Source organism: Kitasatospora sp. NPDC094028, assembly GCF_049543595.1.
Taxonomy (GTDB): domain Bacteria; phylum Actinomycetota; class Actinomycetes; order Streptomycetales; family Streptomycetaceae; genus Kitasatospora.
Map to the genome: position 1 here is coordinate 138129 of NZ_JBMVFA010000012.1, position 25699 is coordinate 163827.

Annotated in this window: 22 protein-coding genes; 8 read left to right on the forward strand and 14 right to left on the reverse strand. The window is 73.4% G+C overall.

Translation table 11 applies throughout. The features are described 5' to 3' along the window. Positions 1-66 precede the first annotated feature (66 nt). The 3 genes from argG to ACPC54_RS20240 all read right to left on the reverse strand — a co-directional run bounded on the left by argG (position 67) and on the right by ACPC54_RS20240 (position 3570). Positions 67-1479: an argininosuccinate synthase gene (gene argG, locus ACPC54_RS20230; RefSeq protein WP_498966456.1), complete on the reverse strand. Its 1413-nt coding sequence runs from the start codon at positions 1477-1479 to the stop codon at positions 67-69. A gap of 359 nt (positions 1480-1838) precedes the next feature. Next, entirely contained in the window at positions 1839-2627 is a 789-nt protein-coding gene (locus ACPC54_RS20235; protein WP_498966457.1) for an SAM-dependent methyltransferase, read from the reverse strand. Positions 2628-2838: 211 nt separating this feature from the next. After that, a complete protein-coding gene (locus ACPC54_RS20240; RefSeq protein ID WP_498966459.1) occupies positions 2839-3570 on the reverse strand; it encodes a rhomboid-like protein in 732 nt (243 codons plus the stop codon). A gap of 278 nt (positions 3571-3848) precedes the next feature. Between ACPC54_RS20240 and ACPC54_RS20245 the strand changes: the two genes are divergently transcribed. Beyond that, positions 3849-4565 (forward strand): rhomboid-like protein, encoded by a 717-nt coding sequence (locus ACPC54_RS20245; RefSeq protein ID WP_498966460.1) that lies wholly within the window; start codon positions 3849-3851, stop codon positions 4563-4565. Positions 4566-4661: 96 nt separating this feature from the next. Here the strand turns inward: ACPC54_RS20245 and ACPC54_RS20250 are convergent, their stop codons facing one another. The 8 genes from ACPC54_RS20250 to ACPC54_RS20285 form a co-directional block, all read right to left on the reverse strand. Beyond that, positions 4662-5045 (reverse strand): VOC family protein, encoded by a 384-nt coding sequence (locus tag ACPC54_RS20250; RefSeq protein ID WP_498966462.1) that lies wholly within the window; start codon positions 5043-5045, stop codon positions 4662-4664. A gap of 202 nt (positions 5046-5247) precedes the next feature. After that, a complete protein-coding gene (locus tag ACPC54_RS20255) occupies positions 5248-6414 on the reverse strand; it encodes a methyltransferase (protein ID WP_498966463.1) in 1167 nt (388 codons plus the stop codon). Positions 6415-6698: 284 nt separating this feature from the next. Further along, positions 6699-7601 (reverse strand): STM4011 family radical SAM protein, encoded by a 903-nt coding sequence (locus ACPC54_RS20260; RefSeq protein ID WP_498966560.1) that lies wholly within the window; start codon positions 7599-7601, stop codon positions 6699-6701. 11 nt (positions 7602-7612) lie between these two features. Further along, entirely contained in the window at positions 7613-8947 is a 1335-nt protein-coding gene (locus ACPC54_RS20265; RefSeq protein WP_498966465.1) for an STM4012 family radical SAM protein, read from the reverse strand. Beyond that, complete coding sequence (locus ACPC54_RS20270; RefSeq protein WP_498966561.1) at positions 8944-9795, reverse strand: STM4013/SEN3800 family hydrolase; 852 nt, start codon at positions 9793-9795, stop codon at positions 8944-8946. The genes ACPC54_RS20265 and ACPC54_RS20270 overlap by 4 nt, the downstream gene beginning before the upstream one ends. Positions 9796-9848: 53 nt before the next feature. After that, positions 9849-10967, reverse strand: a complete 1119-nt coding sequence (locus tag ACPC54_RS20275; protein ID WP_498966466.1) for an STM4014 family protein — start codon at positions 10965-10967, stop codon at positions 9849-9851. Positions 10968-10981: 14 nt separating this feature from the next. Beyond that, complete coding sequence (locus ACPC54_RS20280) at positions 10982-11908, reverse strand: STM4015 family protein (RefSeq protein ID WP_498966468.1); 927 nt, start codon at positions 11906-11908, stop codon at positions 10982-10984. A gap of 68 nt (positions 11909-11976) precedes the next feature. Beyond that, positions 11977-12966, reverse strand: coding sequence for an STM4015 family protein (locus ACPC54_RS20285; protein WP_498966470.1), 990 nt, complete (start codon positions 12964-12966; stop codon positions 11977-11979). A 201-nt stretch (positions 12967-13167) separates the two neighbouring features. Here ACPC54_RS20285 and ACPC54_RS20290 point away from each other — a divergent pair, with 201 nt between their 5' ends. The 3 genes from ACPC54_RS20290 to ACPC54_RS20300 all read left to right on the forward strand — a co-directional run bounded on the left by ACPC54_RS20290 (position 13168) and on the right by ACPC54_RS20300 (position 15800). Beyond that, positions 13168-13494: a DUF8820 family protein gene (locus ACPC54_RS20290; protein WP_498966472.1), complete on the forward strand. Its 327-nt coding sequence runs from the start codon at positions 13168-13170 to the stop codon at positions 13492-13494. Positions 13495-13641: 147 nt separating this feature from the next. Continuing rightward, positions 13642-14751 (forward strand): DUF6745 domain-containing protein, encoded by a 1110-nt coding sequence (locus tag ACPC54_RS20295; RefSeq protein ID WP_498966474.1) that lies wholly within the window; start codon positions 13642-13644, stop codon positions 14749-14751. A 794-nt stretch (positions 14752-15545) separates the two neighbouring features. Beyond that, on the forward strand, positions 15546-15800 hold the full coding sequence (locus ACPC54_RS20300) for a hypothetical protein (protein ID WP_498966476.1): 255 nt from the start codon (positions 15546-15548) through the stop codon (positions 15798-15800). Between the two features lie 56 nt (positions 15801-15856). Here the strand turns inward: ACPC54_RS20300 and ACPC54_RS20305 are convergent, their stop codons facing one another. The 3 genes from ACPC54_RS20305 to ACPC54_RS20315 all read right to left on the reverse strand — a co-directional run bounded on the left by ACPC54_RS20305 (position 15857) and on the right by ACPC54_RS20315 (position 19670). Beyond that, positions 15857-16435, reverse strand: coding sequence for a GNAT family N-acetyltransferase (locus tag ACPC54_RS20305; protein WP_498966478.1), 579 nt, complete (start codon positions 16433-16435; stop codon positions 15857-15859). Positions 16436-16580: 145 nt separating this feature from the next. Continuing rightward, positions 16581-18566 carry a DNA/RNA helicase domain-containing protein gene (locus ACPC54_RS20310; protein WP_498966480.1) on the reverse strand — a complete coding sequence of 662 codons (1986 nt, stop codon included), beginning with the start codon at positions 18564-18566 and terminating at the stop codon, positions 16581-16583. A gap of 84 nt (positions 18567-18650) precedes the next feature. Further along, on the reverse strand, positions 18651-19670 hold the full coding sequence (locus ACPC54_RS20315; RefSeq protein WP_498966481.1) for a hypothetical protein: 1020 nt from the start codon (positions 19668-19670) through the stop codon (positions 18651-18653). A 236-nt stretch (positions 19671-19906) separates the two neighbouring features. Between ACPC54_RS20315 and ACPC54_RS20320 the strand changes: the two genes are divergently transcribed. The 4 genes from ACPC54_RS20320 to ACPC54_RS20335 all read left to right on the forward strand — a co-directional run bounded on the left by ACPC54_RS20320 (position 19907) and on the right by ACPC54_RS20335 (position 25685). Beyond that, positions 19907-20272, forward strand: a complete 366-nt coding sequence (locus ACPC54_RS20320) for a hypothetical protein (protein ID WP_498966483.1) — start codon at positions 19907-19909, stop codon at positions 20270-20272. A gap of 101 nt (positions 20273-20373) precedes the next feature. Then, complete coding sequence (locus tag ACPC54_RS20325) at positions 20374-21402, forward strand: ABC transporter ATP-binding protein (protein ID WP_498966485.1); 1029 nt, start codon at positions 20374-20376, stop codon at positions 21400-21402. Further along, entirely contained in the window at positions 21399-22769 is a 1371-nt protein-coding gene (locus ACPC54_RS20330) for an ABC transporter permease (protein WP_498966486.1), read from the forward strand. The genes ACPC54_RS20325 and ACPC54_RS20330 overlap by 4 nt, the downstream gene beginning before the upstream one ends. Positions 22770-22859: 90 nt before the next feature. Further along, positions 22860-25685, forward strand: a complete 2826-nt coding sequence (locus ACPC54_RS20335) for an alkaline phosphatase family protein (protein WP_498966488.1) — start codon at positions 22860-22862, stop codon at positions 25683-25685. Positions 25686-25699 lie beyond the last annotated feature (14 nt).

Genomic DNA, 25699 nt, shown 5'->3' on the forward strand with positions numbered 1-25699 from the left:
CCGCCGGACCTCCTGCGGTGCGGCGGCCCCCGGCGAGTACGGCCCGGTCAGGGCGGGCCGTACGGGTCAGTCGGTGCCGGACTCGATCGCGGCGTGGTCCAGCGCGGTGGACTCCGCCGCGTCGCCGGTGCCGGCGGCGATCGGGGTGGCCCCGCCCAGGGACAGCTCGCCGATCAGACCGCTCCACGGCGCCAGCTGGCCGTGCACCGCGTACTGCTCCAGCTTGCTGCGGGAGTCGGCGATGTCCAGGTTGCGCATCGTCAGCTGGCCGATCCGGTCGTCCGGGACGAACGCGGCGTCCACGCTGCGCTCCATCGACAGCTTCTCGGGGTGGTAGCTGAAGTTGGGGCCCTGGGTGTCGATGACCGAGTAGTCCTGGCCCCGCCGCAGCCGCAGCGTGACGCTGCCGGTGACGGCCTGGCCGACCCACTTCTGCAGGCTGTCGCGCAGCATCAGCGCCTGCGGGTCGAACCAGCGGCCCTCGTAGAGCAGCCGACCGAGCCGGCGGCCCTGGGTGTGGTAGGTGGCGAGGGTGTCCTCGTTGTGGATGGCGTTGAGCAGCCGCTCGTAGGCGATGTGCAGCAGCGCCATGCCCGGGCCCTCGTAGATGCCGCGGCTCTTGGCCTCGATGATGCGGTTCTCGATCTGGTCGGACATGCCCAGACCGTGCCGCCCACCGATGGTGTTGGCCTCGTGCACCAGCGCGACGTCGTCGGCGAACACCCGGCCGTTGATCCGGACCGGGCGGCCGAACTCGAACTCGACGGTGACGTCCTCGGTGGCGATCTCGACGGCCGGGTCCCAGAAGGCCACGCCCATGATCGGGCTGACGATCTCCATCGAGGCGTCCAGGAACTCCAGCCGCTTGGCCTCGTGGGTGGCACCCCAGATGTTGGCGTCGGTGGAGTAGGCCTTCTCGGCGGAGTCCCGGTACGGGAGGTCGCGCTCGGCGAGCCAGGCGGACATCTCCTTGCGGCCGCCGAGCTCGGTGACGAAGCGCTGGTCCAGCCACGGCTTGTAGATCCGCAGGTTGGGGTTGGCGAGCAGGCCGTAGCGGTAGAACCGCTCGATGTCGTTGCCCTTGTAGGTGGAACCGTCGCCCCAGATCGAGACGCCGTCCTCCTGCATCGCCCGCACCAGCAGGGTGCCGGTCACGGCACGGCCGAGCGGGGTGGTGTTGAAGTAGGTCTGCCCGGCGGAGCGGATGTGGAAGGCGCCGCAGGCGAGGGCGGCCAGGCCCTCCTCGACCAGGGCGGCGCGGCAGTCGACCAGCCGCGCCTGCTCGGCGCCGTAGGCGCGGCCACGGGCCGGCACGTCGGCGAGGTTCGGCTCGTCGTACTGGCCGATGTCGGCCGTGTAGGCGTAGGGAACGGCGCCGTGCTCGCGCATCCACGCGACGGCGACCGAGGTGTCCAAACCACCGGAGAATGCGATACCGATCCGTTCACCGACCGGCAGCTTGCTCAAGACCTTCGACATGGGTGCACCCTAGACCCGCGCGGCGCGGGCTCCTGACTCAGCGATGTTGACTTGCGACGTGGACCGGGCGACGTGGACCCTGGCGATGTCGGTGTGAGCGACGTCTGGGATCTCGACGTATCCGATGCCTGAACTCTGGCATACATTTGCAGAGCAATGCAAGACAATACGATCACGTCTGCTGGGGAAGGCGCCCCGACCCGGTGGCCGGGACCGCTGCGGTCGGCTCAACTCGCTTGGCGGCGCTCCCGGTTGGCGCCGGAGACGGCTCGGGCCGGGCCCCCGATGGGGAACCCGGCCCGAGGCGACGGCGGGCCGTCGCGGCGAGGCGTCAGGACTGAGATGTCAGAACTGAGGGGTCAGGCCTTTCGGCCCACGGCCGCGTACATCCAGCGGGTGGAGTTCTCGGTGGGCCCGTCCGGGCGCCAGAGCGGCACGAACTCCACGCCGGGCTCCAGCAGCTCCCAGCCTTCGAGCAGGCCCTCGACCTGGGCGCGGCCGCGCAGGCGGATGGGGGAGTCGGTGTTGTCCCAGGTCTTCGCGGCCTCGGCGGCGCGCACCGGGTTGCCCTCGGCGGTGCTGTGCGAGACCAGCAGGAAGCTTCCCGGGGCCAGTCGCTGGTGGACCGCCCGGACGGCCGCCGCGGCCTGCTCGTCGTTCACGAAGTGCAGGACCGCCACGAGCAGGACGGCGACGGGCTGCGAGAGGTCGATCAACTCGCGCAGGGCGGGCCGGTCGAGCAGCTCGTCGAGATCCCGGAGGTCACCGGTGAGGACGGTGGTGGTGCGGTTGTCCGCGAGCAGGGCCCGGCCGTGGGTCAGGACGATCGGGTCGTTGTCGATGTAGACCACCCGGCTGTCGGGCGCGACCTCCTGCGCGACCTCGTGCACGTTCCCCTGGGCCGGCAGCCCGGAGCCTATGTCGATGAACTGGCGGATGCCCGCCTCCGCGCAGTGCCGCACCGCGCGGCGCAGGAAGCCGCGGTTCTCCCGGGCGGCCTGCGGGATGTCGGGCGAGACGGAGATGGCGTGCTCGGCCGCGATGCGGTCGGGCGGAAAGTTGTCCTTGCCGCCGATCCAGTAGTCGTAGATCCGGGCCGGGTGCGGCCGGTCGGTCTGCAGCGAGACCGGCTGCGCGAGGTCCTCCATCGGGGACCTCCCGGCCGTCCGCTGCGTGCTCCCCGTGTCGGTCGTGTCCGTGCTGTCACCGGGCTTGAGCATCCGGTCCCCCTCCAAAGGCCTGAGCGGCTGTCACCAGGCCTACGCCGACAGCCGGTTGGACGTGAACGCATGATAGCGGGCGATTCTCGGCGGTCGACCACCTCCCCCCGGTCAGGGGAGGGAGGGATTCCGGTGGGGGTCAGCGGGGTGCGCGGGCCCGGGAGCGGATCCAGACCGTGCGGGAGGCCAGCACGCCCAGGCCGAAGGCCACCAGGTGCCCGGCGTCGGCGAGTTCCTGGTCCAGGGCCCAGGCCGAGGCCAGAGCCAGGGCGAGCACCGGCAGGCCGTACCGGCGCAGCCGGGCCGGGCCGAGGGCGAGCAGACAGGTGGCTGTGGCGACCAGTCCGTAGCTGATGCCGACGTCCCTGGCACGGGACAGCGCGCCCGGGATCCGGAGGGTGAGCATCGCCCACATCGCGCCCTCGGTGAGCAGGGTGGCACCCAGGTGCCCGAACAGGAAGACCGCTCCCGCGCGGGCCGGGCCCCACCGCCACTCGGCCGCCCCCAACACGACCGCGACCGCCGCGATGCCCGCCCAGGCCGGCACGCCGTCGACCACCAGGCCGCTGGTGAACATGGTCCACCACTTGCCCACTTCCATGTGGTGCACATTGCTGCTGTTGTGGCGGACGAAGCGGGCCCTCTCGGCATGGCCCTGGCTGGCGAGCCAGGCGGCGGTGGCGGTGAGGAGGAGAACGTAGACCGTGGTGAGCCGCAGTCGGGCGAACGTGCGGAGCAGTGGGTTCCGACCGGTGGCGTCGGCAGGACCGGAAGTGCTGCTGGTGCCGATGGTGCCGACGACGCGGCCCGTGCCTGTGCCCGTGTCGGGGGCGTTCCCGGTGTGCCTGCGTGCCTTGAGGCGGTCCCTCATCGTGCTTGATGCCCTTGTTCTGCGGTTCTCCGGCGCCGGGCCCGGGGCGGGCCCGGAAGGTCAGATCGCCAGGTTACGCCAGGTGCGGGTGGTGACTCCGCCGAATGCGCGAGCGCTGGGCGCGTGCGGAGGGCGTGCGGCGCTGGAGCGCCCACCGGTGCCGCTGGCGGTGCGGTCGCTCACCCGAAGAGGGCAGCGCGCCGACGCATCGGCGGCGTTGCGGGGCGAGGGTGGGGGAGACTGCGGGGCCAGGGCGAGGTCCGCCGAGGAGGACGCCGATGACCGGGAGCACCAGCCGGGCGACCGGGGCGTCCCGGCGGCCCCGGTGGGCGCGGGCCGGTCGCGCGGTGTGGGCCTACGTGCGGCGGGCCCCGGGCAGCTACGCCTGGCTGGCGATCCTGCTCGTCACCACCCAGGTGATCCGGCACGTCGACCCCGTGACCGCCGACCGCATCCTGGAGCGGCGATCCACCAATCTGCACCACCTGCAGGTGTCGCCCGTCCGGGTCCTGGCGACCAGCGCGCTGTGGATCGCCGGTGGCGGCTGGTTGGGCTACTTCGTGCTCTACAACCTGTTCCACGTCCCGGCCGAGCGCTGGCTCGGCACTCTGCGGTGGATCTCGGTGGCGGTGATCGCGCACGTCGGCGCGACCTACCTCAGCGAGGGTGTGCTGGGCTGGGCGATCCACCGGGGCCTCGCGCCGCCGAAGGCCGTCTACACCCTCGACTACGGAGTCAGCTACGCGCTGGCCGGGGTGGTGGCGGTGCTGACCTACCTGATCACCCGGCCCTGGCGGTACGCGTACCTGGCCGGGGTCCTCGCCGTCTACGGGCTGGGGTTGGTCCAGAACCGGGACTACACCAGCGTCGGGCACTTCAGCGCGGTGCTGATCGGCCTGGCCTGCTACCCGCTCACCCGGGGACGGCCCGGTTCCTTCGACCCGGTCGCGACGACCCGCGCCGCCTGGCAGCGGGTGCGGGGGCCGGGGCGCTGACCGCGGCTGACGGGCAGCCGCTTCTCCACCCCCGACCGGAGCGGGTGCGGCGGCCGGGAGTGGGTCGGGCGAGCGGGGTGCTACTCGAAAACGGCGCTATTTGGTGGGCCGCTCGGCCACGCAGAGGATGTTTCCCTCGCTGTCCTTGAACCAGGCGGCGCGCAGGCCGTCACTGCCCGCGGCGACGCCGTCGACCGTCTTCAGGCCGGGGAAGTCGTACTCCTCGAAGGTGATGCCGCGCGCGCGGAGCGCCGCCATCTCGCCGTCGAGGTCGGCGACCTTGAAGCTGGCCAGGGTGTGCGCGGCCTGGCCGCCGCTCGGTGTCTCGTACATGCCGAACTGGGTGCCGCCGCTCTCGAAGGTGACGTCTTCGGGCGTCTCCTCGACGAGCTTCAGGCCCAGGGTGTCGGTGTAGAAGGCCTTGGCCCGCGCCAGATCGGCGGCGGGGATCATGGCCAGCACAGGTGCGTCTCCCAGCATGGTGATTCGCCTCCTCCTTCCTCCAGGCTAGGTACGTCTGGCCGGGTTGCCCACGCGGCGGGTGGGGTGGATTCGTGCTGTGCGCAGGCGGTGGCCGGGCGTGGCCGGGCCTATCGGCGGCCCGGTGCTGCGTCGGACGGTCGGCCCGGGCGGCTTCCCGGGTGCGGACCCCGGAGCGGGTGGACATCAGATCGGGCGAACGTCAGGCCGGGCCCAGACGCCAGAGCGACGTGGTCTCGCGAGCGCGCGCGGCGTGCAGTGGGTCAGTGGGGTCGGGGCGGGACGCGCGTGGATGGCGCGGGCGGGTGTCGAGCCGGCCCCGGACGTGCAATCCGGCGGCGGCGATGGCGGCGAGCAGGTCGGCGCGGGTGCGCAGACCGAGGTGTTCGGCCAGGTCGGAGAGGATCAGCCAGCCCTCTCCGTCGGGTAGCAGACGGGCTGCGAGGCCGGTCAGGAAGCCCTCCAGCATCCGGCCGCCCGGGTCGTAGACACCCCGGTCCAGGTCGGAGGTCGGGCGGTGCGGCAGCCACGGCGGATTGCAGACCACGAGTGCGGCAGGGTCGCTGCCCGGCGGGTAGAGCGAGGTGCCGGCCGACCGGATGCGGTCGGCGAGGCCGAGGCGCCGGGCGTTGTCGTCGGCGCAGGCGAGGGCGCGTGGATTGGTGTCGGTGACCAGGACGGGTCCGAGGCCCCGCCGGGCGAGGACGGCCGCGAGGACGCCGGTCCCGGTGCCGAGGTCGTGGGCGACGGGGTGGCGGTGGACGGCCGGGGGCAGCGGTGCCTGCGCGACGAGGTCCACGTACTCGCCGCGCACCGGTGAGAAGACGCCGTAGTGGGGGTGGATGCGGGCGCCGAGGGCCGGGACCTCGACGCCTCGCAGGCGCCACTGGTAGGCGCCGATCACCCCGAGGAGTGCGCGCAGGGACAGGATTCTGTTGTCAAGGAACGGCCCGTAGGCGGCCAGGCACGCCGCCCGGACATCGGGGGCGCGGTCGAGCCGGATCCGGCGGTCGGCGTCGAGGGGGACCAGCAGCATGCCGAGGACACGCGCGAGGCGGGCGCGCTCCCGGCGGTGCCGATGGAATGCCTCGGCGGGGGAGTCGTCGGTCTTGGCAGTGGACGGGGATCGGCGCCGCTCGGCGCGGCGGCGCATGGCGGACAGGAGTCGGAGTGCGCCGGGGTAGTCGCCGTGCCAGAGCAGGGCTGTGCCCTCGCAGGCGAGCCGGTAGGCGGCGTCGGCGCACAGGGTGGAATCGGCGGCGATCAAGCGGCGCGGTGGCGGCGCGCCGTTCTCGCTGTGCCACTGGGCGGAGAGGGTGGACAGGGGAATCGCGGACTGGGTGATGGCGAACCGATGAGTGTCGGACACCGGGGCTCCTCGTGGTCGAACGTGCAAGGGGGCACGAAGGAGCACTTCGACGAGGAGTTGAGCAGCGGGTACGCCGAACAGTGGCGCCGCGAAGTGGCGGACGCGGACCTCAGGGCAGGCGCGGCTCACGCGTCGAAGCGCGAGCCGGGGTGTCACCAAGCACGAGGCCCGGCACTGCGGCGAGTCTTATACCGCCCGTCATAGCGGGCCTCCTTCCTCAACGTGCTGGTCCTGCGAGGTGGTTCGTACGCTTTCACATCAAGTGCGCTGCCCGCAAGCGATTTTCACCCGTGCTCCGGCCAGCCCCGCGGTACGCGCTCCAGGACGCCGGCACCGAACAGCTCGTACAGCGGCAGGGTCTCCAGGTGGACGTAGCCGATGTGGCAGTCGCAGACCGGCAACGGGCAGGCGCGCGGCCCGAGTCGGGCACGGTACGAGCCGTCGTAGAGGTTGCCGAGCACGTCCCGGACGAAGTGGCAGCGGCGCACCGTGCCGTCGCCGTCCACGGACAGCACGGAATCCCCGGTGCGGCAGGGGCGCCCGGCGCTGGGGTGGGCGTGACGGCTGTAGCCGAAGTGCGGGTCCAGGGCGGCCCAACCGGCGGCCTCGGCGTCGGTGTAGCCGCGTCCCTCGGCGGCGTTGACCCACAGGTAGACGGACTCGGCGAGTTCGACCCGCAGCCGGCGGGCCTCGGCCAGGTGCTCGGGCAGGCCGACCACACCGACGCTGTACCGCACGCCGAGCGCGTCCAGTTCCCGGCACCTGGCCAGGAAACGCTCGCGGTCGACCTCGCCGGGGTGGTAGGTGACCCAGAGCGCCAGGGCCGTGGGATCGGCCTCGATGAGCCAGCCGGTGCGGCAGCTGAGATTGGTCTGGATCGCCACCCGGCGCACGTGCGGCAGCCGGCTCAGCTCCACCATCGCCCGCCGGTACCAGGACCGCACCAGGCCCTCGCCCCACGGCGTGAACAGCACGGACAGCGTGTCGCCGCTGCCCGCCCGGCCGGCGGCCCAGGCGGTGAAGCGCTCCAGCGCGGCGCGGTCGGCGCGCAGTTGGCCGGGGGTGTCGCGGCGCTTGGCGAACGGGCAGTAGGGGCAGTCGTAGTCGCAGGAGGCGAGCGGGCCGCGGTAGAGCAGGGTGAGGTCACGTCCGCCGTCCGTGCCTTCGGGCGACGGCGCGGACGGCATGCCGAGGAAGGTCACTTCGCCTGGTACTCCTTCATCCGGGCCCGGACCTGCGGCGAGAACAGCATCGGCCCGACCGCGTCCGAGTACGCGAGCCCCTCCGGGCTGAGCCGCAGCCGGTCCCGGTCGTCGGCCAGCCACCCGTGCTCGGCGAACTCGGCCAGCTCGGCCGGGAAGTGGTCGGACGGCGGAGCGCCGAACCGCTCCCGGTACTCGGCCAGCGGCATGCCCTCGGCCTGCAGCAGCGACTGGGCCAGGTGGCGGCGGTGCGGTTCGTCGCCGGCCATCGGGAAACCGTGCCGGGCGCTGTGGAAGTCCTCGGTGGCGACGTACTCGTCGATGATTCCGCGCACCTCCGTCGCGTTCACCGCGTAGTCGAACGAGTAGTGCAGCCGCGAGGTGTAGGAGCGGGCGCCGCAGCCCAGGCCGACCATGCCGTCGGTCTGGCACGCGTACTCGCTCGCCCCGGCCTGCGGGGAGGCGGTGCGGCGGAACATCCGCATCGACACCTGCTGGTAGCCGTGGGCGAGCAGGTGGTCGCGGCCGGAGCGGTAGAGGACGAGGCGGCGCTCGTCCCACGCGGCCTCGCTCTCCCGCTCGCCGCGTCGGGCCAGGCCCGTCAGCGGGCGGACGTACAGCGGGTACAGGTACAGCTCCTCGGGCTGCCAGGCGAGGGCGGCGTCCAGCGAGCGCAGCCAGCTCGCCTCGGTCTGGCCGTCGATGCCGTAGATCAGGTCGAGGTTGAGCACCGGGAACCCGGCCGTGCGGATCCGCCCGATGGCGGCCTCCACCTCGGCGCGCTTCTGCGGGCGCACCGCGGAGCGGGCCTCGGCGTCGTCGAAGGACTGCACGCCCAGGCTCAGCCGGGTGGTGCCGCGGGCGGCCAGCACCTTGAGCCGGTCGGCGGTCGCGGTGGCGGGGGAGGCCTCCACGGACAGTGGTATCGCGCGCAGGTCGGCGCCCATCCGGCGCTCGGCGATGTCGCAGAGCCGCTCCAACTCGGCGGCCGTCAGGTAGGTGGGCGTGCCGCCGCCGAACGCGGCCAGCGCGAACCGGGCCCCCTCGTCCAGCGCGGCCCGCACGGCGACGGCCTGGCGGTCCAGGGCGTCCAGGTAGGCGGTGGTGAGGCCGTCCGGGCTTCCTATCCGGGTGAACAGGTTGCAGAAGCCGCAGCGCACCTCGCAGAACGGGATGTGCAGGTAGAGCGAGAGCGCGTGCTGCGCCTCGCCCGACCACAGCTCGCGCAGCCGCGGACGGTCGTCCAGCGGGCGGTAGGCCGTTTTGTGCGGGTAGGCGTAGACGTACGACAGGTACGGCGAGTCGGGGCGCGGGGCGGGTGCGGTGGTCATGCGCGCTCCTCGACGGTGGCGGCGGGCAGGGGCTCGGCGGGCGGCCGGGCGGGGAGCGTGAAGTGGGCGTACGGGACGGTCCAGACCACCTCGTGGCCGATCCGGTGCCCGGTGTAGCCGTCCTCGCCGTAGGCCGTGCCGTGGTCGGAGCAGACGATCGCGAAGCAGGGTCGGCGGCCGCTCATCGCCGCGAACAGCCGACCGATGTGGGCGTCGACGTACTCCAGAGCGGCGGCGTGGCTGGCCCGGGAGTCGCCCGCCTCACGGGTGGCACCGGGCAGGTGGAACCAGTTGGGCTGATGCAGCGCCGAGACGTTCAGGAACAGGAACAGCGGCTGCCCGGCGGGCTGTTCGGCGGCGACCTGCTCGGCGCGGGCGACTTGCTGCTCGAAGGAGGTCGGGGACGGCACGCCCATCCCGGGCTCCCAGTGGCTCTCCTGGAAGAGCCCCGGCAGGACCGAGCCGAGCGGGCCCTGCTTGTTGAAGAAGCCGACACCGCCGATGCAGACCGTCCGGTACCCGGCTGCACCGAGCGCGGTCGGCAGGTCGGGCGCGTCGAACACCCAGGTGCGGGAGGCGGTGCTCTCCGAGCCGGCGAAGCGGGCCGCGAACAGGCGGGGGTGCGGGCCGCCGGGTGAGGCCGGCGTGGGCAGGAACCCGGCCAGGATCGCCTGGTGGGAGGCGTAGGTGAAGCTGCCGGGTGCGTGCCGGCGCTCCCAGCGGCCGCCGGGCAGGTGGGCCGCGAGGTTCGGAATCCGCCCGGCGGCGGCCAGCTCCTCCGCGACGTCGAAGCGGAGCGTGTCGAGGGTGACGAGCAGCAGGTCGTGACTGCCCACGACGGCGTTCATGTCGGGGGCGAGGTCCGGATCCGTGCGCGGGGCCGGGAGGGCGTTCTGGTGGTTCATCGGGAGGGTTCCAGGATCTGGTCGTTCGTCGGATCGGGCCGGGTGAGGGCGGCGAGCTGGGCGCCGTAGGTGTCCAGGCCCTCGGCGGGGCCGCCGGGCAGGCCGGTGAGATCGGGCAGCAGGTCGCCGAAGGCGTTCACCTCGCCGACCAGGGCTCGTTGCCAGCCGGCCGTGGGCAGGACGTCGACGCCGACCATCGGCGAACCGGGGAAGCAGGCGGCAGCCCGCTCGGCCGTTTCCAGCACGGCCGGCCAGGCCGGGCCGGCCGCCTCCCGGGCGAGGTCGACACTGCCCCGGGCGCCGCCGAGGTGCAGGTTGGTCATCGGCTGCGCGGCCGTGCGCACCACCACGTGGGTGGCCCGGCCCGCGACCACCACCACCCGCAGGTCCGCCGACCGCCCGGACTGCGTGGCCTTCGGCACCCACTGCTCGACGTGCAGGCCGTCCGGCGCGAGGCGGTCGACGATCGCGGCGACGTCCCGCTCGTCGCGGTAACGGCGGACCCGGAGCGAGTTGTGCAGCTGCCCGCCGGCCAGCTCGACCGAGGTGGTGGCCAGGACCTGGCCGCGCGGCCCGAACTCCAGCGCCATCACCCCGGAGGCGGAGGAACCGTGCGCGGGCTTGACGAAGACCCGGCGCAGCCCGGCCTCGGCCAGGCGCTCCCGAAGGTGCTCCCAACCGGTCACCTCCCCGCCGAGCGCCCGGGGCACCGTTACCCCGGCAGCGTCGAGCAGGGCGTGCGCGCGGCGCTTGTCGAACATCACCGCGATCTCCTCCGGAGCGCCGAGCAGCCGCACGTCCGGTCGGGCGGCCAGCTCGCGCAGCGCGGCCATCACCCCCGCGTACCAGGCGGCGGTGCCCTCGACCCGGGTCGGCGCGTAGCCGGCGCCGAGCACCGGGCCGCGCAGCAACTCGTCGACCCGCGGCTCCTCGCCGGGCGACTCGATGCGCAGCAGAGCGCCCTCGGACGGCGCGGGCAGCCGGTAGCCGCCGCGCAGCACGTCCAGCCAGGGCAGGACGGTGGGCTCGGGGAGCCCGGCGGCCCGGGCGGCGGCCGCGAACAGCGTCACCCGTCGGTGCCCGGGATTGCCGAGGACGGTCAGTCGCAGTGTCATGGTGCCCTCCCCGGCTACTCGGCGACCGCGACGTAGCGGTCGTCGTCGATGTCCTCGGCCTCGGAGAGGTCGAGTTCCACGCCGGGCAGGGCCTGGCGCAGGCGCTGTTGCATCTCCTCGGTGAGGTAGTGGTGGTGCAGGTCGAGCGAGCGCAGGTGGGTGAGGGGCTGGCCCTCCACCAGGGCGGCGGCGCCCTCGTCGGAGAGCACGCCCATGGACAGGTCGAGCGACGCCAACCCGGCCACCACGGGGGCATGGGCGAGCGCGGCGGCTATCTCGTCCTGGAACTCGCTGTTCGCGAGCGCGAGGTGGCGCAGGCTCGGCAGCCTCGAACCGTCCAGGAAGGGCGCGAGATCGTCGAGCGTGGTGTCGCCCTCGTAATCGCCCACACCCAGCCAGAGCTCCAGCCGCTCCAGCGCGGGCAGTTCCGACGCGGCGACCGCCCGCACCACGTCGGCGGGCAGGCCGCCGGACTCGAAGCGCAGGGAGACGAGCCGGTCGTGCCGCAGCGGCCGGAGGCGCAGGCCGGTGCCGCCGCGCACGGTCAGCGAGGCCAGGCCCGGGAAGGCGGTGAGCAGCGGGGTGACGTCCCCCATCACCAGCCAGGAGATCTCGCACTCGTCGTAGGTGACCTCGCCCAGGAACAGTGCCTCCAGAGCCGTCAGGCGGTCGGCCGTCGCGGCGACGGTCTCGACCGTGGTCCGCACGGAGTCGTAGCCGTCCTGCCACCAGGGGCCGATCACCACGGCACGGACCTCGGCCGGGTCCACCGTGGTGAGGAAGGACTGCCAGAGCTGGCCGAAGTCGAGCTTCGACCCCCACGTGAGCGCGAGCCGCCAGGCGACGGCGCCGGCGGCGGGCCGGCGGCGCGCGTCCTGCCCGGGGGTGAAGTCGTGGATCGGCAGCCCGTGGAAGTGTTCGAGGTGACGGGAGATGGCCATGGCGGCTCCAGGGACGGAGATGGGGGTTGCGAGGTCCGGCGGGCCGGACGCCCGGTCGCCGGGCGCGGCTACTCGGCGACGGCCACGTAGCGCCACTCGTCGTCGGGCTTGCCGGGGTCGGAGAGGTCCAGCTCCACCTCGGGCAGGGCCTGACGCAGGCGCTGTTGCATCTCCTCGGTGAGGTAGTGGTGGTGCAGGTCGAGCGAGCGCAGGTGGGTCAGCGGCTGGCCCTCAAGCAGCGCCGTGGCGCCCTGGTCGGTCAGCACACCCATGGACAGGTCGAGCGACTCCAGCCGGGCGACCACCGGGGCGTGCGCCACCGCGGCGGCGATGTCGTCCTGGAACTCGCTGTTCTGCAGGCCCAGGTGGCGCAGCGCCGGGAAGTGCGTTCCGTCCAGGTACGGCGCGAGGTCCGCCATCGTGCTGTCGCCGCCGTAGTTGTCGACGCCCAGCCAGAGCTCCAGCCGCTCCAGGGCGGGGAACTCGGAGGCGGCCACCGCGCGGACGACGCCGGCGGGCAGGCCCCCGGCCTCGAACCGCAGCGCCTTCAGCGCCGGGTGCCGCAGCGGTTCGAGGGCGAGGCCGCCCTTGCCCTCCCAGTCCTGCGCGGCGCCGCGCACCACCAACTCGGTGAGGGCCGGGAAGCCGGCCAGCAGCGGCGTCACGTCGCACAGCTGGAGCCAGGAGATCTCGCACTCGTCGTAGGTGATGTCACCCACGAACAGCGCGCGCAGCGCGGGAAGTTCGGAGGCGGCGCCGACGATCGCGTCCATCGCCTCCTGGAAGCCCTCCGGCTCCTCCTGGGACCAGAGCCCGATGACCACGGCCGAGACCCGCTCGGTGTCGACGGTGTCGAGGAACCGCTGCCAGCACTCGACGAAGGAACGGTCGCTGTCGTAGTACACACCGATCTTCCAGGCGACCGCGGCCGCGTCCGGCAGCTCGACGGAGACGGCGCCTCCGTTCTCCTCCGCGGCCTCCGCGGCGGCTTCCAGGGCGGGCACGAACTCGAAGACGGGGAGACCGTGGAACTGCTCGATGTGCTGGTTGACGGTCATGCGCTGCTCCTTCGGTGGTCTGGGGCGAACACGTGTCTACCAGCAGGGACTGACAAACCGGCGGCCGGGTCGCCGTCCGGGCGCGTTGTCAGACCCATGCCCTATGGTCCGATCGTGGCTCCGGAGCGTGACCGTCGACGGCGGTGCGGAGCCCGGGGCTCCGGCGTTCGCCGGGTCCCGTGGAACGGCGAGGGAGGACCGATGTACCGCCAGGGGGACGTGCTGATCGTGCCGGTGGAGAAGAGCGCCGTGCCGCCGAGGGTGCCGGAGCTGCCCGTGCAGCCCCGGGACGCGCGGGGGCGGATGGTGCTCGCGCTCGGCGAGGTCACCGGGCACGCGCACGCCGTGGTCGGCCCGGGTGAACTGCGCCGGGAGGCCGGGCCGTTCGGCTCGGCCTGGCTGCACCTGCCCGAGGGCGGCCGGGTGGTGCACGAGGAGCACGCGGCGATATCGCTGCCCAAGGGCTGGTACCGGGTGGTCCGCCAGCGCGAGTACACCCCGGGGGCGGTGCGGATGGTCGCGGACTGACACCGCCACCGCCCGGTGCGGCGGGCGGCCCGCGGTGGCGGACGGGCGGGTGACAGGCGCGGAAGGCGGCCGGCGGCGGGCGCGGACCGAGGTACGGAACGGGAGCGGACGGCCGGGTGGGGAGCCCGGCCGGGAACGGAGCAGGTGATGCGGACGGTGATCCCCGAGGACGTGCGGGGCACGGAGACGGCGGCCGGGCCCGCCGGGGTGACGGCCCGTTGGCGGGCCGCGGCGGCGGCCACCGGGCCGGGCGACCGGGCGGCGGTCGAGCGTGCGGTGCGGGCCGCCTACCGGGAGGCCGGGCTCGACGAGCCCGCGGCGGTGCGCTGGTACGGGTCGCCGCTCGCGGCGGCCCAGGCGGCGCTGGAGCTGCGGGCCGAGGGCGCGGTGAGCGTGCGCGAGGCCGTCCGCACCGCGCCCTGGGAGACGGCCAGACGCCGCACCGTCGAACGGGTCGGCCGGGCCGGGTGGTCGGCGCACTGGGCCCTCACCGGCGGCGAGCTCGGCGCGGTCACCAACCCGCTCGCCGACCGGATCCGCGATGCCGTGGTCGACCGGCTCGCCCCCGAGGCGGACCGCGAACAGGCCGGCGACGAGGCGATCGAGGCCGCCAGGGCCCGGCGCACCAGTGTCCGGCTGGCGCTGCTCGACGCGGTCCGAGGCCAGCACGACGCGCCCTGGTTCGCCGCTTTCGAGGCAGCCGAGGCGGGTGCCGACGCGGTGGCGCAGCTCGCCGCGGTGGCGGCCGAGGCGGGCTGGTGGTGGCCGTACCGGGACGTGGCGCTGGTCAGCGAACGGCCGCTCGCACTGCACCGGGACGAGGCCGGGCGGCTCGACCGGGTGGACGGCCCCGCCGTCGAGTACCCGGACGGCTTCGCCCTGCACGCCTGGCGGGGCATGCCGGTGCCGGCCGGGTTCCTGGCGGGCCTGGGCGACGTCACCGTCGAGCGGATCCGCACCGAGGAGAACGCGGAACTGCGCCGGGTCCTGCTGGAGCACTACGGCTACGACCGCTACCTGGCGGACTCCGGGGCCGAGCCGATCCACCGGGACGAGACCGGGGTGCTCTGGCGGATCGTCCTGCCGGACGACGAGCCGGCGGTGATGGTCGAGGTGGTCAACTCCACCGCCGAGCCGGACGGCACCTTCCGCACGTACTGGCTGCGGGTGCCGCCCAGCACCCGCACCGCGCGAGCCGGCGTGGCCTGGACCTTCGGCATACCCGAGGCCGACTACCACCCGCAGCGTGAGACCTGACGCTGACCGGGGGTAGCCGGCGGGCGGGCATCGGGGCAGGACCGACCGGTCGGCCGGGGCGGGCCGTGCGGTGGAAGGCCGGCAGGTTCAGGCCGGCGGGAGGAGACAGGGGCAAGGAGTAGCGACCTGCGAGAGGAGGGGAGCCGAGGCTCAGGACCGGATCGGCCTCAGGCCAGTGTCCGCTCCCGCCAGTCGAGGACGACGACGTTCCGTAGCAGCGGCGCCCCCGGGGGCGCAGTGGCCGCCGCGCCCTGGGCGGCGGTCAGGACGGTGTGCTGCTTCGGGCCGCGGAGCAGCTCGGACAGACGGGTGTCCTGGTCCGGGATCTCCGGCCTCGGCGGCGCGGCAGGTGGCGGTGCCGAGCGAGGCGCGGATCGCGGTGGCCATCGCCTCCGGGTTGAACGGGCGGAAGGCGCCGCTGGGTTGGCCGCCCCGCAGGTGCTGCACCAGGAGCGCGATCGGGCTGTCGAGTCCGGCCGAGCTGACCAGCGGGGTGCCGTATGGGCCGGCACAAGTGTGGGTGCGCGACAGCCGATCGGAAGGGAGTCCAGCGAGGAGCCCCGCGAGGGAGTGGCACTCAACTGCCGCGGTCGGACGATCCGAACACGTGGGGACCGAGACCCGGCCCGCGGACGGGGATCCCCCGAACCGGTACTGATGCGGCACTTCACCCCGCCGGGTGCGCGGGAGCCGGTAGCGTGCCGAGCGCGAAATCCTGTGCCACGGCCCGCCCGCCCGCTGTCGGACGGCCTCGCACAGGATCCACCCCGCGGGGGGAGAACCGGAGGTTCCTGATGACGGACGAGACACCGGTGTGGCACCCGGTGCCGTACCACGCCTACGCCTGGGACGACGAGAACGGCGCCCGCTGCGTGGCCCTCTACCCGGGTGAAGAGGCCGCCGAGGCGCGCAAGGCCGAGCTGCGGGCGACGGCCACCCGCGTCGTCCCGGGCCTGGCATCCGACCACGACGCCGCCGAGCCGGAGACCGAGTACCCGAAGCCGTCCCTGCGCCTGATCAGGGGCGGAGGCTCGGCTGGGCAGGCCTGACCGGCCGCGACACCCGCGGCCAGGCCAGGCCTGGCCGGACCGCGGCGCCCGTCGGGCTACAGCTGCCCGGCCTCCGCCGTGAACGCCTCCGCCTGGCCGCGGGTGATCCGCCAGACCAGTTCCTCGCCGGACTCGGCCGGGGCGAGCGCCTCGGCCGGGCGGCGCAGGTGCTCGGTGAAACCTAGACGGGCCGGGACCGCGCCGCTGGCCCGGTTGGCCCGGTCGTGGACGACCTCGACATAGTCGACACCGGGAAGCCGGAAGGCCTGCGCGATCAGCGCGTGGACCGCCCGAGTCGCCACCCCGCGGCCGGTCGCGGCCGGATGCAGCCAGTAGCCGATTTCGAGACCGTCCCCCGCCGACTCCTCCCGCCGGTACAGCTGGCAGGTCCCGATGATCGCACCGCCCCGCACGATCGCGTACGTGAACTCCTCGCCGGCCGCCCAGCGTTCCGCCCGGCGGGCCAGGAACTCGGTGGTCATGCCCAGACTGTGCTCCGCCACCCAGGGCATCCACGGCCGCAGGTGCTCCAAGGACTCCTCGATCACCCGGAACAGCTCCGGAACGTCGGCCTCGCCGTCGAAACGCCGCAGCGTCAGGTCGTCGAGCTCGATCACGGGCGAGGGGAGGTCCATGCCCGGAGCTTCGCATGCGCACGCCCGCGACGGCAACGGAATTCCCCCTCCATCCGCGGCCCGTTGGCACACACTCCTGGTCCGCCCGAGCCCACGCCCGAGCTCACGCCCGAGCCCGCGCCTGGGTCGTCAGCCGGTCCGCCGGTCAGGAACCGGTGGAGTCGGCCGAAGCGGGCAGGAGCGAAGCGAGGTACGCCTGTGTCTCGCCGTCCGTGGAGTAGAAGCGGGTGCCGTGCGTGGCCCGGGTGGCGAGCACGCGATAGGTGTTCAGGGCGTATCGCAAGTACTGATCGGGCGGAAGGGCGCGCAGCTGGGCCACGTCATGGCTGGCCTCCGGCCGGGCCTGCCAGCGGCCGTCGCGGCGGACCAGGTCGCCGCCGAGGATGACCGCGCCGAAGGCGTACTCGAGGCCCTGCGCGGTGTAGATGCACCCGACCTGGTCCTGTCCGCCCCGGTCGGTCGCCCAGTACGGGCGGGCCGGGATGTCGGGATAACCGGGGACCGGCTGTTCGGCACGGAGGTTCCAGGGGCGGGACCAGGAACGGGGGCCCTCGTCGGGACCGTGCCACCGGATGGCGACCTCCGGCTCCAACGGGGGGACGCCGCCGGCGTTCCAGGGCCAGCAGAAGCCCGCAGTGATCCGGGCGCTTCGGCCCCGCGCCGTGTGGTCGTCGACCCAGGAGGCGAGGGCGTCGGGGTCGGCCCCGAGGGCGAGATCGTAGTCGCTGCCGTGCCACGGCCCTACGGAGTCGAAGCCGGAGTCCGAAACGGGGGCGGAAGGGGAGCCGGAAGCGGGGACGGAGTTCGGGAACAGGAGGTCCACCCATCGGTGGTAGGCCTGGGAGCCGTTGCAACGGAACTGGGTCTCCAAGTCGATGTGCTCGAGCGAGACCTCGACCTCGTCCGCGTGGCGCCTGAGCTCCTCGAGGGTGACCCCCTCGGTCGGGCGCACGATCTGGCGCTCGTCGAGGAACAGCACCAGGACGCCGACCCGGTCGAGAAGGTTGCGCAGGACGGCGGGGAAGCCGCTTCTGCGGTTGTTCGGGTAGGTGCGGGTCCGGTGGGCCTCGTCGAGGAGGACGACGCTGTTCTGGTCCAGTCCGCTGGGGATCCTCTCGAGGAACGTCGCCACCAGCCCCCTGGACTCCGCACTCAGCAGCCGTTGGAGCTGCCGCGTGAGGGTGCCGGACGGAGTCAGCAGACGGGGGTTGCGCGCCGGCATGCGGCACAGATCGCCCATCAGACGGGTGGCGATGGCGGTCTTCCCGGTTCCGGGCCCACCGGTGACGACCACTATGGCCCCGGGGCGTCGGGCCCCGGCGGTCTGCTTCCCGATTGCCGCCACGGCATCGAGGATCGCCCTGCGGGCGCGGTCCTGTTCCCCGATGAGGCGGAACGGCCGACGGTTCTCGATGTTGTCGGCCAAGCGTCGTAGGGCGTCCTCGGAAGGCCGGTGGTCGCCGGTGAGGAACCGGTCGACGGCATCCCGGGGCGCCGGTACCAGATCGCCGCAGCCGAAGCGGTCCGCGAGCCGGTGCGCCGGTCCGTCACCAGCGGAGCGGGCGGTGTCGTCCGCGAGGTCGTCGCGCCCGAGCAGGGGGAATCCCGCGCTCGGCCCGTTCGGTGTGACCATCCCACACAGATGCCCGATCAGATCGGCCGAAGCGTTGTGCAGCAGCACCACACCCCTCGCCCGTACTCCGCGGCCGTCGACCGCCCAGTCCCGGAGGTAGGTCGCGTAGCCGCCGACTTGGCGGGCCGGGTGCGGCACCGTCCTCCGCCCGACCTCCAGCATTCCGCCGTGGCGGGGGGAGCGTTCGGCCCACGACCACTGCTTCAGTTCGATGACCACCACGGTCAGCACACCGTCCGGCCCCTGGCCGACGACGGCCGCGTCGACCCGCTCTCCCGTCCCCGGAAGCGACAGTTCCAGGAGGATCTCCAGCTCGCCCAGACCGGCGCGCACCAGCGCGTCGAGGAGGACCGGCCAGCTCCGCCGCCAGCTCTGGACCTCCTCCTTCCCGGGTTCCGTGCCGTGCAGCGATCGGAAGTGCGCCACGCACGCGTCGACGAAGTCCGGTCGGGCGGTCTGCCGCCCGACCTCCGCGATGGTCCCCCGGTGTACGTACATACTCGATGGATACCACTGGCCTCCGGCAGTGTCACCGTCCGGGCGCGCTCCCGCCGGGGCCGCGGACCGCAGGTCCCGGCCGCCTCAGCCGGCCCGCGGCGCTTCCGGAGCCGGTGCGAGCCCGTCGCCGCGGGGCCCGGCCGGGTCGCGCCGGTGCCAGGCGAAGTACGGCTCGCTGTCGGAGGTGTGGGCCGTGCAGCGCCTGCCGTCGAGGAACCCCGCCGCCGAGGCGAGGTCCTCCGAGGCCAGCGTCTCCTGCGACAGCGCCACCAGGCCTTCGGCGGTGACGTGGATGAACCGGTCCTCGAACAGCGCGTCACAGCCCAGGACGCAGGCGGCCATCAGGTTGGCGGTGTCGCGTCGCTGGTCCGCGTCGCATTCCGACCGCTTCCGGACGTGGGCCGCGCGGACGAGCCGTGAGGGCAGGGTCCGGCCGCAGAGGTCGCACCGGGCGGAGGGACTGCCGTTGAACATCCTGCGCCGAAGGCCGGTCTGCTCGCGGCGGGCTATGGCGGTCGTCAGGCGGTCGAGATCGTCGTCCAGATCGAGGAAACGCGGAGGGGGGACGATGTCGACCGGTCCGAGGGCAGCGGCGGAGTCGGAGGCCCCGGGAGGAGTGGGGGCGTCGCGAGCCTCGTCATTCTCCAGCCGGTTGAGGGAGTTGACCAGCCCGGCCATGACCTCGAGGTCGGATACCGGTACCGGAGAGCTCTGCTTGTTGGCCGACAGACGCAGGGCCTCCATCAGCTCGGCGCCGAAGAACCGGCCGTCGAACCGCTCCTCGACGCCGAGGACCTCCATGGGGACCCGCACGGGGTACGTGTCGTCCTCCCAGACCGGGGTGTCGCTGACGTACCGGGGACCGGTGACCCGGGCGATGGCGAGCTCGCGGAGCACGGCGTCGGCCCACCCACCGGGCCCCACCCGGACACTCGGGCCGCGATGGCCGAACAGGATGTAGTCGCCGGCCTTCAGACCGGCCAGGACCTCCGGGGTCTCGGCCCGGTCGGCGGTCGTCCGCTTCCACCCCCAGACGGAGTTGCGGAGGCCGACTCGGAAGTTCTTCTCGGACGATCGGCCGATGTAGACGGCGACGGCGGACATGCGGTGATCCTCCAGGGTTACGGCTCTCCCTGCCGGATGGTACCGGGGGCCTCGGCGGTTCGGAGCGGTCGGGCGCTGCTGGGTCAGGGGGTTCGGGCGGGGGAGGAAGGGTTGGAAGCCCTTGACGGCCGAGCGGGCGGAGGGGGCACGGCCCGGGGGGTCGGCATGGCACCATCTTCGCCCGGGTGGGTCGGGGCGGGTAGCGGGTTTCCGTAGGAGGGGGAGGACGGGTGGGCGTGGGGGGCGAGCCGGTGGAACTGCCCGCAGGGTCCTGGTGGGACTGGGAGGTGCTCTCCTGGACGCCCGGTGAGCTGCGCCTCGCGGCGGGTTACGACCTGACGTACCACCACGGCCTGGAGCTGGTCTTCGGCGATCCGCTGTACGTCCGGTGCCCGGCGATGTTCCAGGACCCGGTGTTCCGGGCGCCGGCGCCCGAGGAGTGGCGGCTGGTCGAGCGGCAGGCCGGTGAACGCCCCGCGGTGCTGGTCGCCTTCGAGGCGGACGGTGGCGGCCCGGAGCCGGTCGAGGGGCTGATCGCGGCCGGGAGCGTGGAGGTGCGGGCCGGATTCGTGCTGCGCCACGGGGCGCAGTCGCGGGGCTGAGGCCGCGCCGGGCGTCAGCTGTTCCATGGGAGTTCAACCGCGCGCTCCTGACGGCGCCCCGTCAGGGCCCTACCTTCCCTGGGGGACTGCGAGAAGGGGCCATGGAAGACTCACAACTTGCCGTACGGGCACGTGGATTGACGAAGTGCTTCGGTGACGTGGTGGCGCTCGACGGCGTCCGGCTGGACCTGGCGCCCGGGCGGATCCACGGGCTGGCCGGGCCCAACGGGGCCGGGAAGACGACACTGCTCGGGCTGCTGCTCGGCCTGGCCGTCGCGGACGGCGGCGAGTTGGAGGTGCTCGGCAGACCGGTCGGACGGGCCCTGGCGGCACCGGACGGCGTGGCCGGGTTCGTGGACGGCCCCGGGCTCTACCCGTCGCTGACCGCCCGGAAGAACCTGGCCGCGCTGGCGGCGCTGCGCGGTGAGGACACCCGGGCGCGGCGGGTCGCGGAGCGGATCGACGGCGCGCTGGCCGAGGTCGGCCTGACGGACGTCGCCGACGACCGGGTACGTGGCTTCTCGCTGGGGATGCGGCAGCGGCTCGGGCTGGCCGCGGCGCTGCTCACCGAGCCGCGGCTGCTGGTGCTCGACGAGCCGTCCAACGGCCTGGACCCGGCGGGCAAGCGGCACGTCGACGGGGCGCTGCGCCGGCTCGCGGACGAGGGCGTGACCGTCGTGCTGTCCAGCCACCGCATGGACGACCTCGAAGCGCTGTGCTCCGAGGTCACGATCCTCGCCACCGGCCGGGTCCGGTTCTCCGGCCCGCTGGGCTCGCTGGCTCCGGAGAGCCGCGGGTTCGAGCACCGTCTGCTCACCTCCGACCCGCCGGCCGCGCGGCGGGTGGCCGCCGGGGTGGCGGGCGTACGGGTCGTCGCGGAGGCGGGGGAGTGGCGGGGGGCGGAGTCGCTGGTCGTGCGCGCGTCGCGGCCGGCGGTCGAGCGGCTGGTGGCGGAGCTGGTGCACGCGGACGTGCGGGTGCGCGAGGTCGCCCCCGTCGTCCCGCCGCTGGAGGCCGCGTACCTGGCGCTGACCGGTTCGGCCGAGCCGAGCGCACCGGCCGGGCGACCGGGGCCGACCACGCCGACAGAGGGACAGCAGCAGGAGGAGCATGAGGAGGACGAGCGATGACCACGATCACGGCCCGGACCACGGCGGTCGGCGCCCACATCGGCGCCGCGGCCGGCGCACGCCGCGTACCGGTCGGCCGCGTCTACCGCTTCGAGCTGGTCAAGCTCGTCTCCCAATGGCGGATCCGGCTGCTGATGCTGGCCTGCTGGACCGCGCCGGGCCTGTTCACCGCCGCGGTGGCCCAGCAGGGCACGCTGCCGTCCGACACGCTGTTCGGCCGCTGGATGCACGCCACCGGCTGGGCGGGCCCGCTGGTGGTGCTCGGCTTCGCGGGATCCTGGGCGCTGCCGCTGCTGACCTCGGTGGTCGCGGGCGACGTGCTCGCCGCCGAGGACCGGCTCGGGACGTGGCGGCACCTGCTGGTGACGGTCCGCTCGCCGCGGCGGATCTTCGCGGCGAAGGCGCTGGCGAGCGGGACCGTGATCGTGCTGCTGGTGGCTGGGTTGGTGGCGTCGAGCACGGCGGGCGGGCTGGCCGCGGTCGGGAACGAGCCGCTGGTCGGCGTCGACGGGCACCTGCTGGCGCCGTCCGACGCGGCCGTCAGCGTCCTACTGGCGTGGGGGTGCGCGCTGGCGCCCACCCTGGCACTGGCGGCGATCGGACTGCTCGGCTCCGTTCTCCTCGGCCGCTCGCCGATGGGCCTGCTCGTCCCGGCGCTGACGGCGGTCGCGATGCAGCTCGCGCAGATGCTGCCGCTGCCGGTGGCGCTGCGCCTGGCCCTGCCCGGTTACGCCTTCGTCTCCTGGAACGGGCTGTTCGCCGATCCCGTCCGGCTCGACGAGCTGCTGATCGCCGTCGCGGTCAGCCTGGTGTGGGCCGCGGTGGCGACCGCCGTCGCCTACCGGCTGTTCGTCCGGCGGGACTTCACCAACGGCGCCGAGGACGGCCCGGGCCGCCGGGCGCCGGCCTTCGGGGTGCTGCCGCTCGCCGGCCTGCTCGCGGTGAGCTTCGGGACGGTCGCCGTGGCCGCGCCGTCGACGGGCTCGGGGATCTCGCAGGAGAAGGTGCAGCGTTCGGTCGCCACCGGGTTCGCCCACCTCTACCGGCTGCAGACCGAGCAGTTGCACCGTCCCGCCGTCACCGAGGACCAGTTGCGGGTCGCGGCGGCGTGCGAGCGCGGTGACGGCCAGGTGGACCCGGAGGGGCCGGGCAACGACTGGCGCTGCGTCGTCACCTGGCACCTGCCGGGCACGGCGGCGCCGGGGACGGCGGTCTACCAGCTCGACATCGCCCCGGACGGGAGGCTGACGGCGGACGGCGACGGGCCGAAGGAGGTGAACGGCTACTTCCTGGTGCACACCCCGACCGGGGACGCGCCGAACCCGCTGTGGCAGTTCGACGGCCAGGTCGCGCTGCTCTCCTCCTGAGCCTGCGACTGTCCTCCTGAACCCGCGCCGAGCGCGCCCACCCGATCGACCACGCACCGAACGAACCGAAACCAACGAAGGGTTGAAGCCATGCAGGTCACACGTCGTCGACGTGTCCAGAAGGAGCACCGCACCCTCCTCGGCCGCGGGACGGGCCGCCGTGCCACGCTCGCCACGGCGTGCATCACCGCGGTGGCCGTGGCCACCGGCACGGCTTTCGCGACCACCTACCAGTTCGGCACGGACCAGGTCGGCCAGGTCACCGCGAACGGCCAGGTCGTCTCCAGCGACCAGTACATCGCCCCGTACGGCAGCCGGGTCGTCATCGACAACGGCAAGCTGATGGCCTCCCGGGTCAGCCCGGACGGCGCCCACCTGGCCGCCTCGCTCGCGGACGGCGACGCCTCGCTGGTCGTCGTCGACCTGAAGACCGGCCGGGTGCAGCAGCGCGTCGGCACGGCCAAGACGGACGACCTGCGCCTGCCCAAGGGCTCGGTCGGCCAGGAGGCCCCGGTGAACTCGCCGGACGGCAAGCAGCTGTGGCTGGGCCAGCTTGACGGCTACACCAGGTTCACCGTGAAGCCGGACGGCTCCCTCGCCGACCCGGTGGCGGTGCCGATCCCGGCGGACGGGGACAAGCACGCGCTGGCCTCGGGCGCGGTGTTCTCGGTGGACGGCGCGACGGTGTACGCGGCGGTCAACGGCCAGAACCGGGTGGTCGCGATCGACGCGGCGACCGGCGCGATCGGGCGGAGCTGGACGGTCGGCAACGCGCCGCGCGGCCTCGCCCAGGTGGGCCGGAAGCTGTACGTCGGCAACGAGGGCGGCCGCCCGGCCACCGCCGACGACACCACCCTCAACTCCTACGGCACGCAGGTGCCGGCCGACCCGGACACGGGCGCCACCACCACGGGCACCGTCAGCGTGATCGACCTCGGCGACCCGGCCGCCGTGGTCCGGTCCATCGAGGTCGGCCTGCACCCGACCGCGCTGTACGCCAAGAACGGGACGCTGTTCGTCACCGACACCGCCTCCGACCAGGTGTCCGTCATCGACACCGCGCGGGACGAGGTCGTGCAGCGCATCTCCACCAAGCCGTGGCCGGAGGCCTCGGTGGGCTACGAGCCGGACGCGGTGACGCTCACCGACGACGGGCACCTGCTGGTCACCCTCGGCCGTGCCAACGCGGTGGCCGTCTACCGCTACACGAGCGCGCAGGAGCCGGTGAGCTACGTCGGCCTGCTGCCCACGGACTACTTCCCGGCGGAGATCACCACCGTCGGCTCCACCGTCCTGGTCTCCAACACCCGTGGCATCGACGCCCGGCGGCCCCGCGCCGGCGGCGCCCACAACACCCACGACACGACCTCCAGCCTGACGCAGTTCACCCTGCCCAGCGACCGGGAGATCCGCGCCCAGACCGCCAAGGTCTTCCAGCAGAACGGCTGGACCAGCGGCGCCGCCCGGACCGCTGACAAGGACGCCGGCGACCGGAACGCGTCCGACCGGAACGCGTCCGACCGGAACGCCTCGGGCCGCAGCGCGTCCGACCGGCACAAGGCCAAGCCCGTGCCGGTGCCGGCCCGGATCGGCGACCCGTCGACGATCAAGCACGTCTTCCTGATCGTCAAGGAGAACCGGACCTACGACCAGGTCTTCGGCGACATCGCGAAGGGCAACGGCGACCCGAAGCTGGCCCAGTTCGGCGCGAACGTGACGCCGAACCAGCACGCGCTGGCCGAGCAGTTCGGGCTCTACGACAACACCTACGACATCGGCACCAACTCCGCCGAGGGCCACAACTGGCTGATGCAGGCGGACAACCCGGAGTACACCGAGTCCTCGGCCGGGGAGTACGAGCGCAGCTACGACACCGAGGACGACGGCCTGGGCCACCAGCGCTCGGGCTTCCTGTGGTCGGGCGCGCAGGCGGCCGGCAAGGACGTGCGCGACTTCGGCGAGTTCCACCAGTTCCTGACCAAGCCCGCCGACGCGAGCTGGCAGAACCTGTACTGCGACGCGAAGACCATGGACGAGACGGGGCAGGGCAGCGCCTACACCCTCAACTCCTCCTCGCCGATCCCGTCGCTCAACGACGTGTCGGTGCCCGGCTTCCCCAAGTTCGACACCGACGTGCCGGACCTGTACCGGTACCAGATCTGGAAGCAGGACTTCGAGCAGAACGGCCCGGCCGACCTCAACATGCTGTGGCTGTCCAGCGACCACACCGGCGGCCCGGCAAGCCCGGCCGCGCAGGTCGCCGACAACGACCTGGCGACCGGCAGGATCATCGACGAGATCTCGCACAGCGAGTACTGGAAGGACTCCGCGATCTTCGTGGTCGAGGACGACTCCCAGGCCGGCCTCGACCACGTGGACGGCCACCGCGCCCCGATCCAGGTCATCAGCCCCTGGGCGCAGCACGGCGCCGTCGACAGCCGCTACTACTCGCAGATCACGATGGTCCGCACCATCGAGCAGATCCTCGGCATCCACCCGATGAACCAGAAGGACAGCGCGGCCAGCCCGATGTCCACGGCCTTCACCGACAAGCCGGACTTCACGCCGTTCACCTCGGTGCCCAACCGGACCTCGCTCACCGACGGCCTGAAGACGCCGCCCACCTGCGGCGTCGACGTGCCCGCGGCCGCGGACCGCAACGCCGCGGCGGCGCCGACCACGACCGAGCCGCCGGCGGCCGAGCGGGCCGTCGCGGACCAGTGGTCCGCCTGGAAGGCGAAGCAGCACCTCTCCGGCCCGAACGCCGCGCCCGACCGCGCGAACCCGGTGCAGATGAACCACCTGACCTGGTACCAGACCCACAACTGGACCACCCCGTACCCGGGCGAGGACGGGATTTTCGCCCCGAACGACGTGCCCGGCGCCTACCTGCCGTCGGCGGAGAACGACGGCTGATCCCGCTCCGCACA

Coding starts and splice junctions, on each gene's coding strand:
- argG (WP_498966456.1), bottom strand. CDS start 1,479: ATGTCGAAGGTCTTGAGCAAGCTGCCGGTCGGTGAACGGATCGGTATC.
- ACPC54_RS20235 (WP_498966457.1), bottom strand. CDS start 2,627: ATGGAGGACCTCGCGCAGCCGGTCTCGCTGCAGACCGACCGGCCGCAC.
- ACPC54_RS20240 (WP_498966459.1), bottom strand. CDS start 3,570: ATGAGGGACCGCCTCAAGGCACGCAGGCACACCGGGAACGCCCCCGAC.
- ACPC54_RS20245 (WP_498966460.1), top strand. CDS start 3,849: ATGACCGGGAGCACCAGCCGGGCGACCGGGGCGTCCCGGCGGCCCCGG.
- ACPC54_RS20250 (WP_498966462.1), bottom strand. CDS start 5,045: ATGCTGGGAGACGCACCTGTGCTGGCCATGATCCCCGCCGCCGATCTG.
- ACPC54_RS20260 (WP_498966560.1), bottom strand. CDS start 7,601: ATGCCGTCCGCGCCGTCGCCCGAAGGCACGGACGGCGGACGTGACCTC.
- ACPC54_RS20265 (WP_498966465.1), bottom strand. CDS start 8,947: ATGACCACCGCACCCGCCCCGCGCCCCGACTCGCCGTACCTGTCGTAC.
- ACPC54_RS20270 (WP_498966561.1), bottom strand. CDS start 9,795: ATGAACGCCGTCGTGGGCAGTCACGACCTGCTGCTCGTCACCCTCGAC.
- ACPC54_RS20275 (WP_498966466.1), bottom strand. CDS start 10,967: ATGACACTGCGACTGACCGTCCTCGGCAATCCCGGGCACCGACGGGTG.
- ACPC54_RS20280 (WP_498966468.1), bottom strand. CDS start 11,908: ATGGCCATCTCCCGTCACCTCGAACACTTCCACGGGCTGCCGATCCAC.
- ACPC54_RS20285 (WP_498966470.1), bottom strand. CDS start 12,966: ATGACCGTCAACCAGCACATCGAGCAGTTCCACGGTCTCCCCGTCTTC.
- ACPC54_RS20290 (WP_498966472.1), top strand. CDS start 13,168: ATGTACCGCCAGGGGGACGTGCTGATCGTGCCGGTGGAGAAGAGCGCC.
- ACPC54_RS20295 (WP_498966474.1), top strand. CDS start 13,642: ATGCGGACGGTGATCCCCGAGGACGTGCGGGGCACGGAGACGGCGGCC.
- ACPC54_RS20300 (WP_498966476.1), top strand. CDS start 15,546: ATGACGGACGAGACACCGGTGTGGCACCCGGTGCCGTACCACGCCTAC.
- ACPC54_RS20305 (WP_498966478.1), bottom strand. CDS start 16,435: ATGGACCTCCCCTCGCCCGTGATCGAGCTCGACGACCTGACGCTGCGG.
- ACPC54_RS20310 (WP_498966480.1), bottom strand. CDS start 18,566: ATGTACGTACACCGGGGGACCATCGCGGAGGTCGGGCGGCAGACCGCC.
- ACPC54_RS20315 (WP_498966481.1), bottom strand. CDS start 19,670: ATGTCCGCCGTCGCCGTCTACATCGGCCGATCGTCCGAGAAGAACTTC.
- ACPC54_RS20325 (WP_498966485.1), top strand. CDS start 20,374: ATGGAAGACTCACAACTTGCCGTACGGGCACGTGGATTGACGAAGTGC.
- ACPC54_RS20330 (WP_498966486.1), top strand. CDS start 21,399: ATGACCACGATCACGGCCCGGACCACGGCGGTCGGCGCCCACATCGGC.
- ACPC54_RS20335 (WP_498966488.1), top strand. CDS start 22,860: ATGCAGGTCACACGTCGTCGACGTGTCCAGAAGGAGCACCGCACCCTC.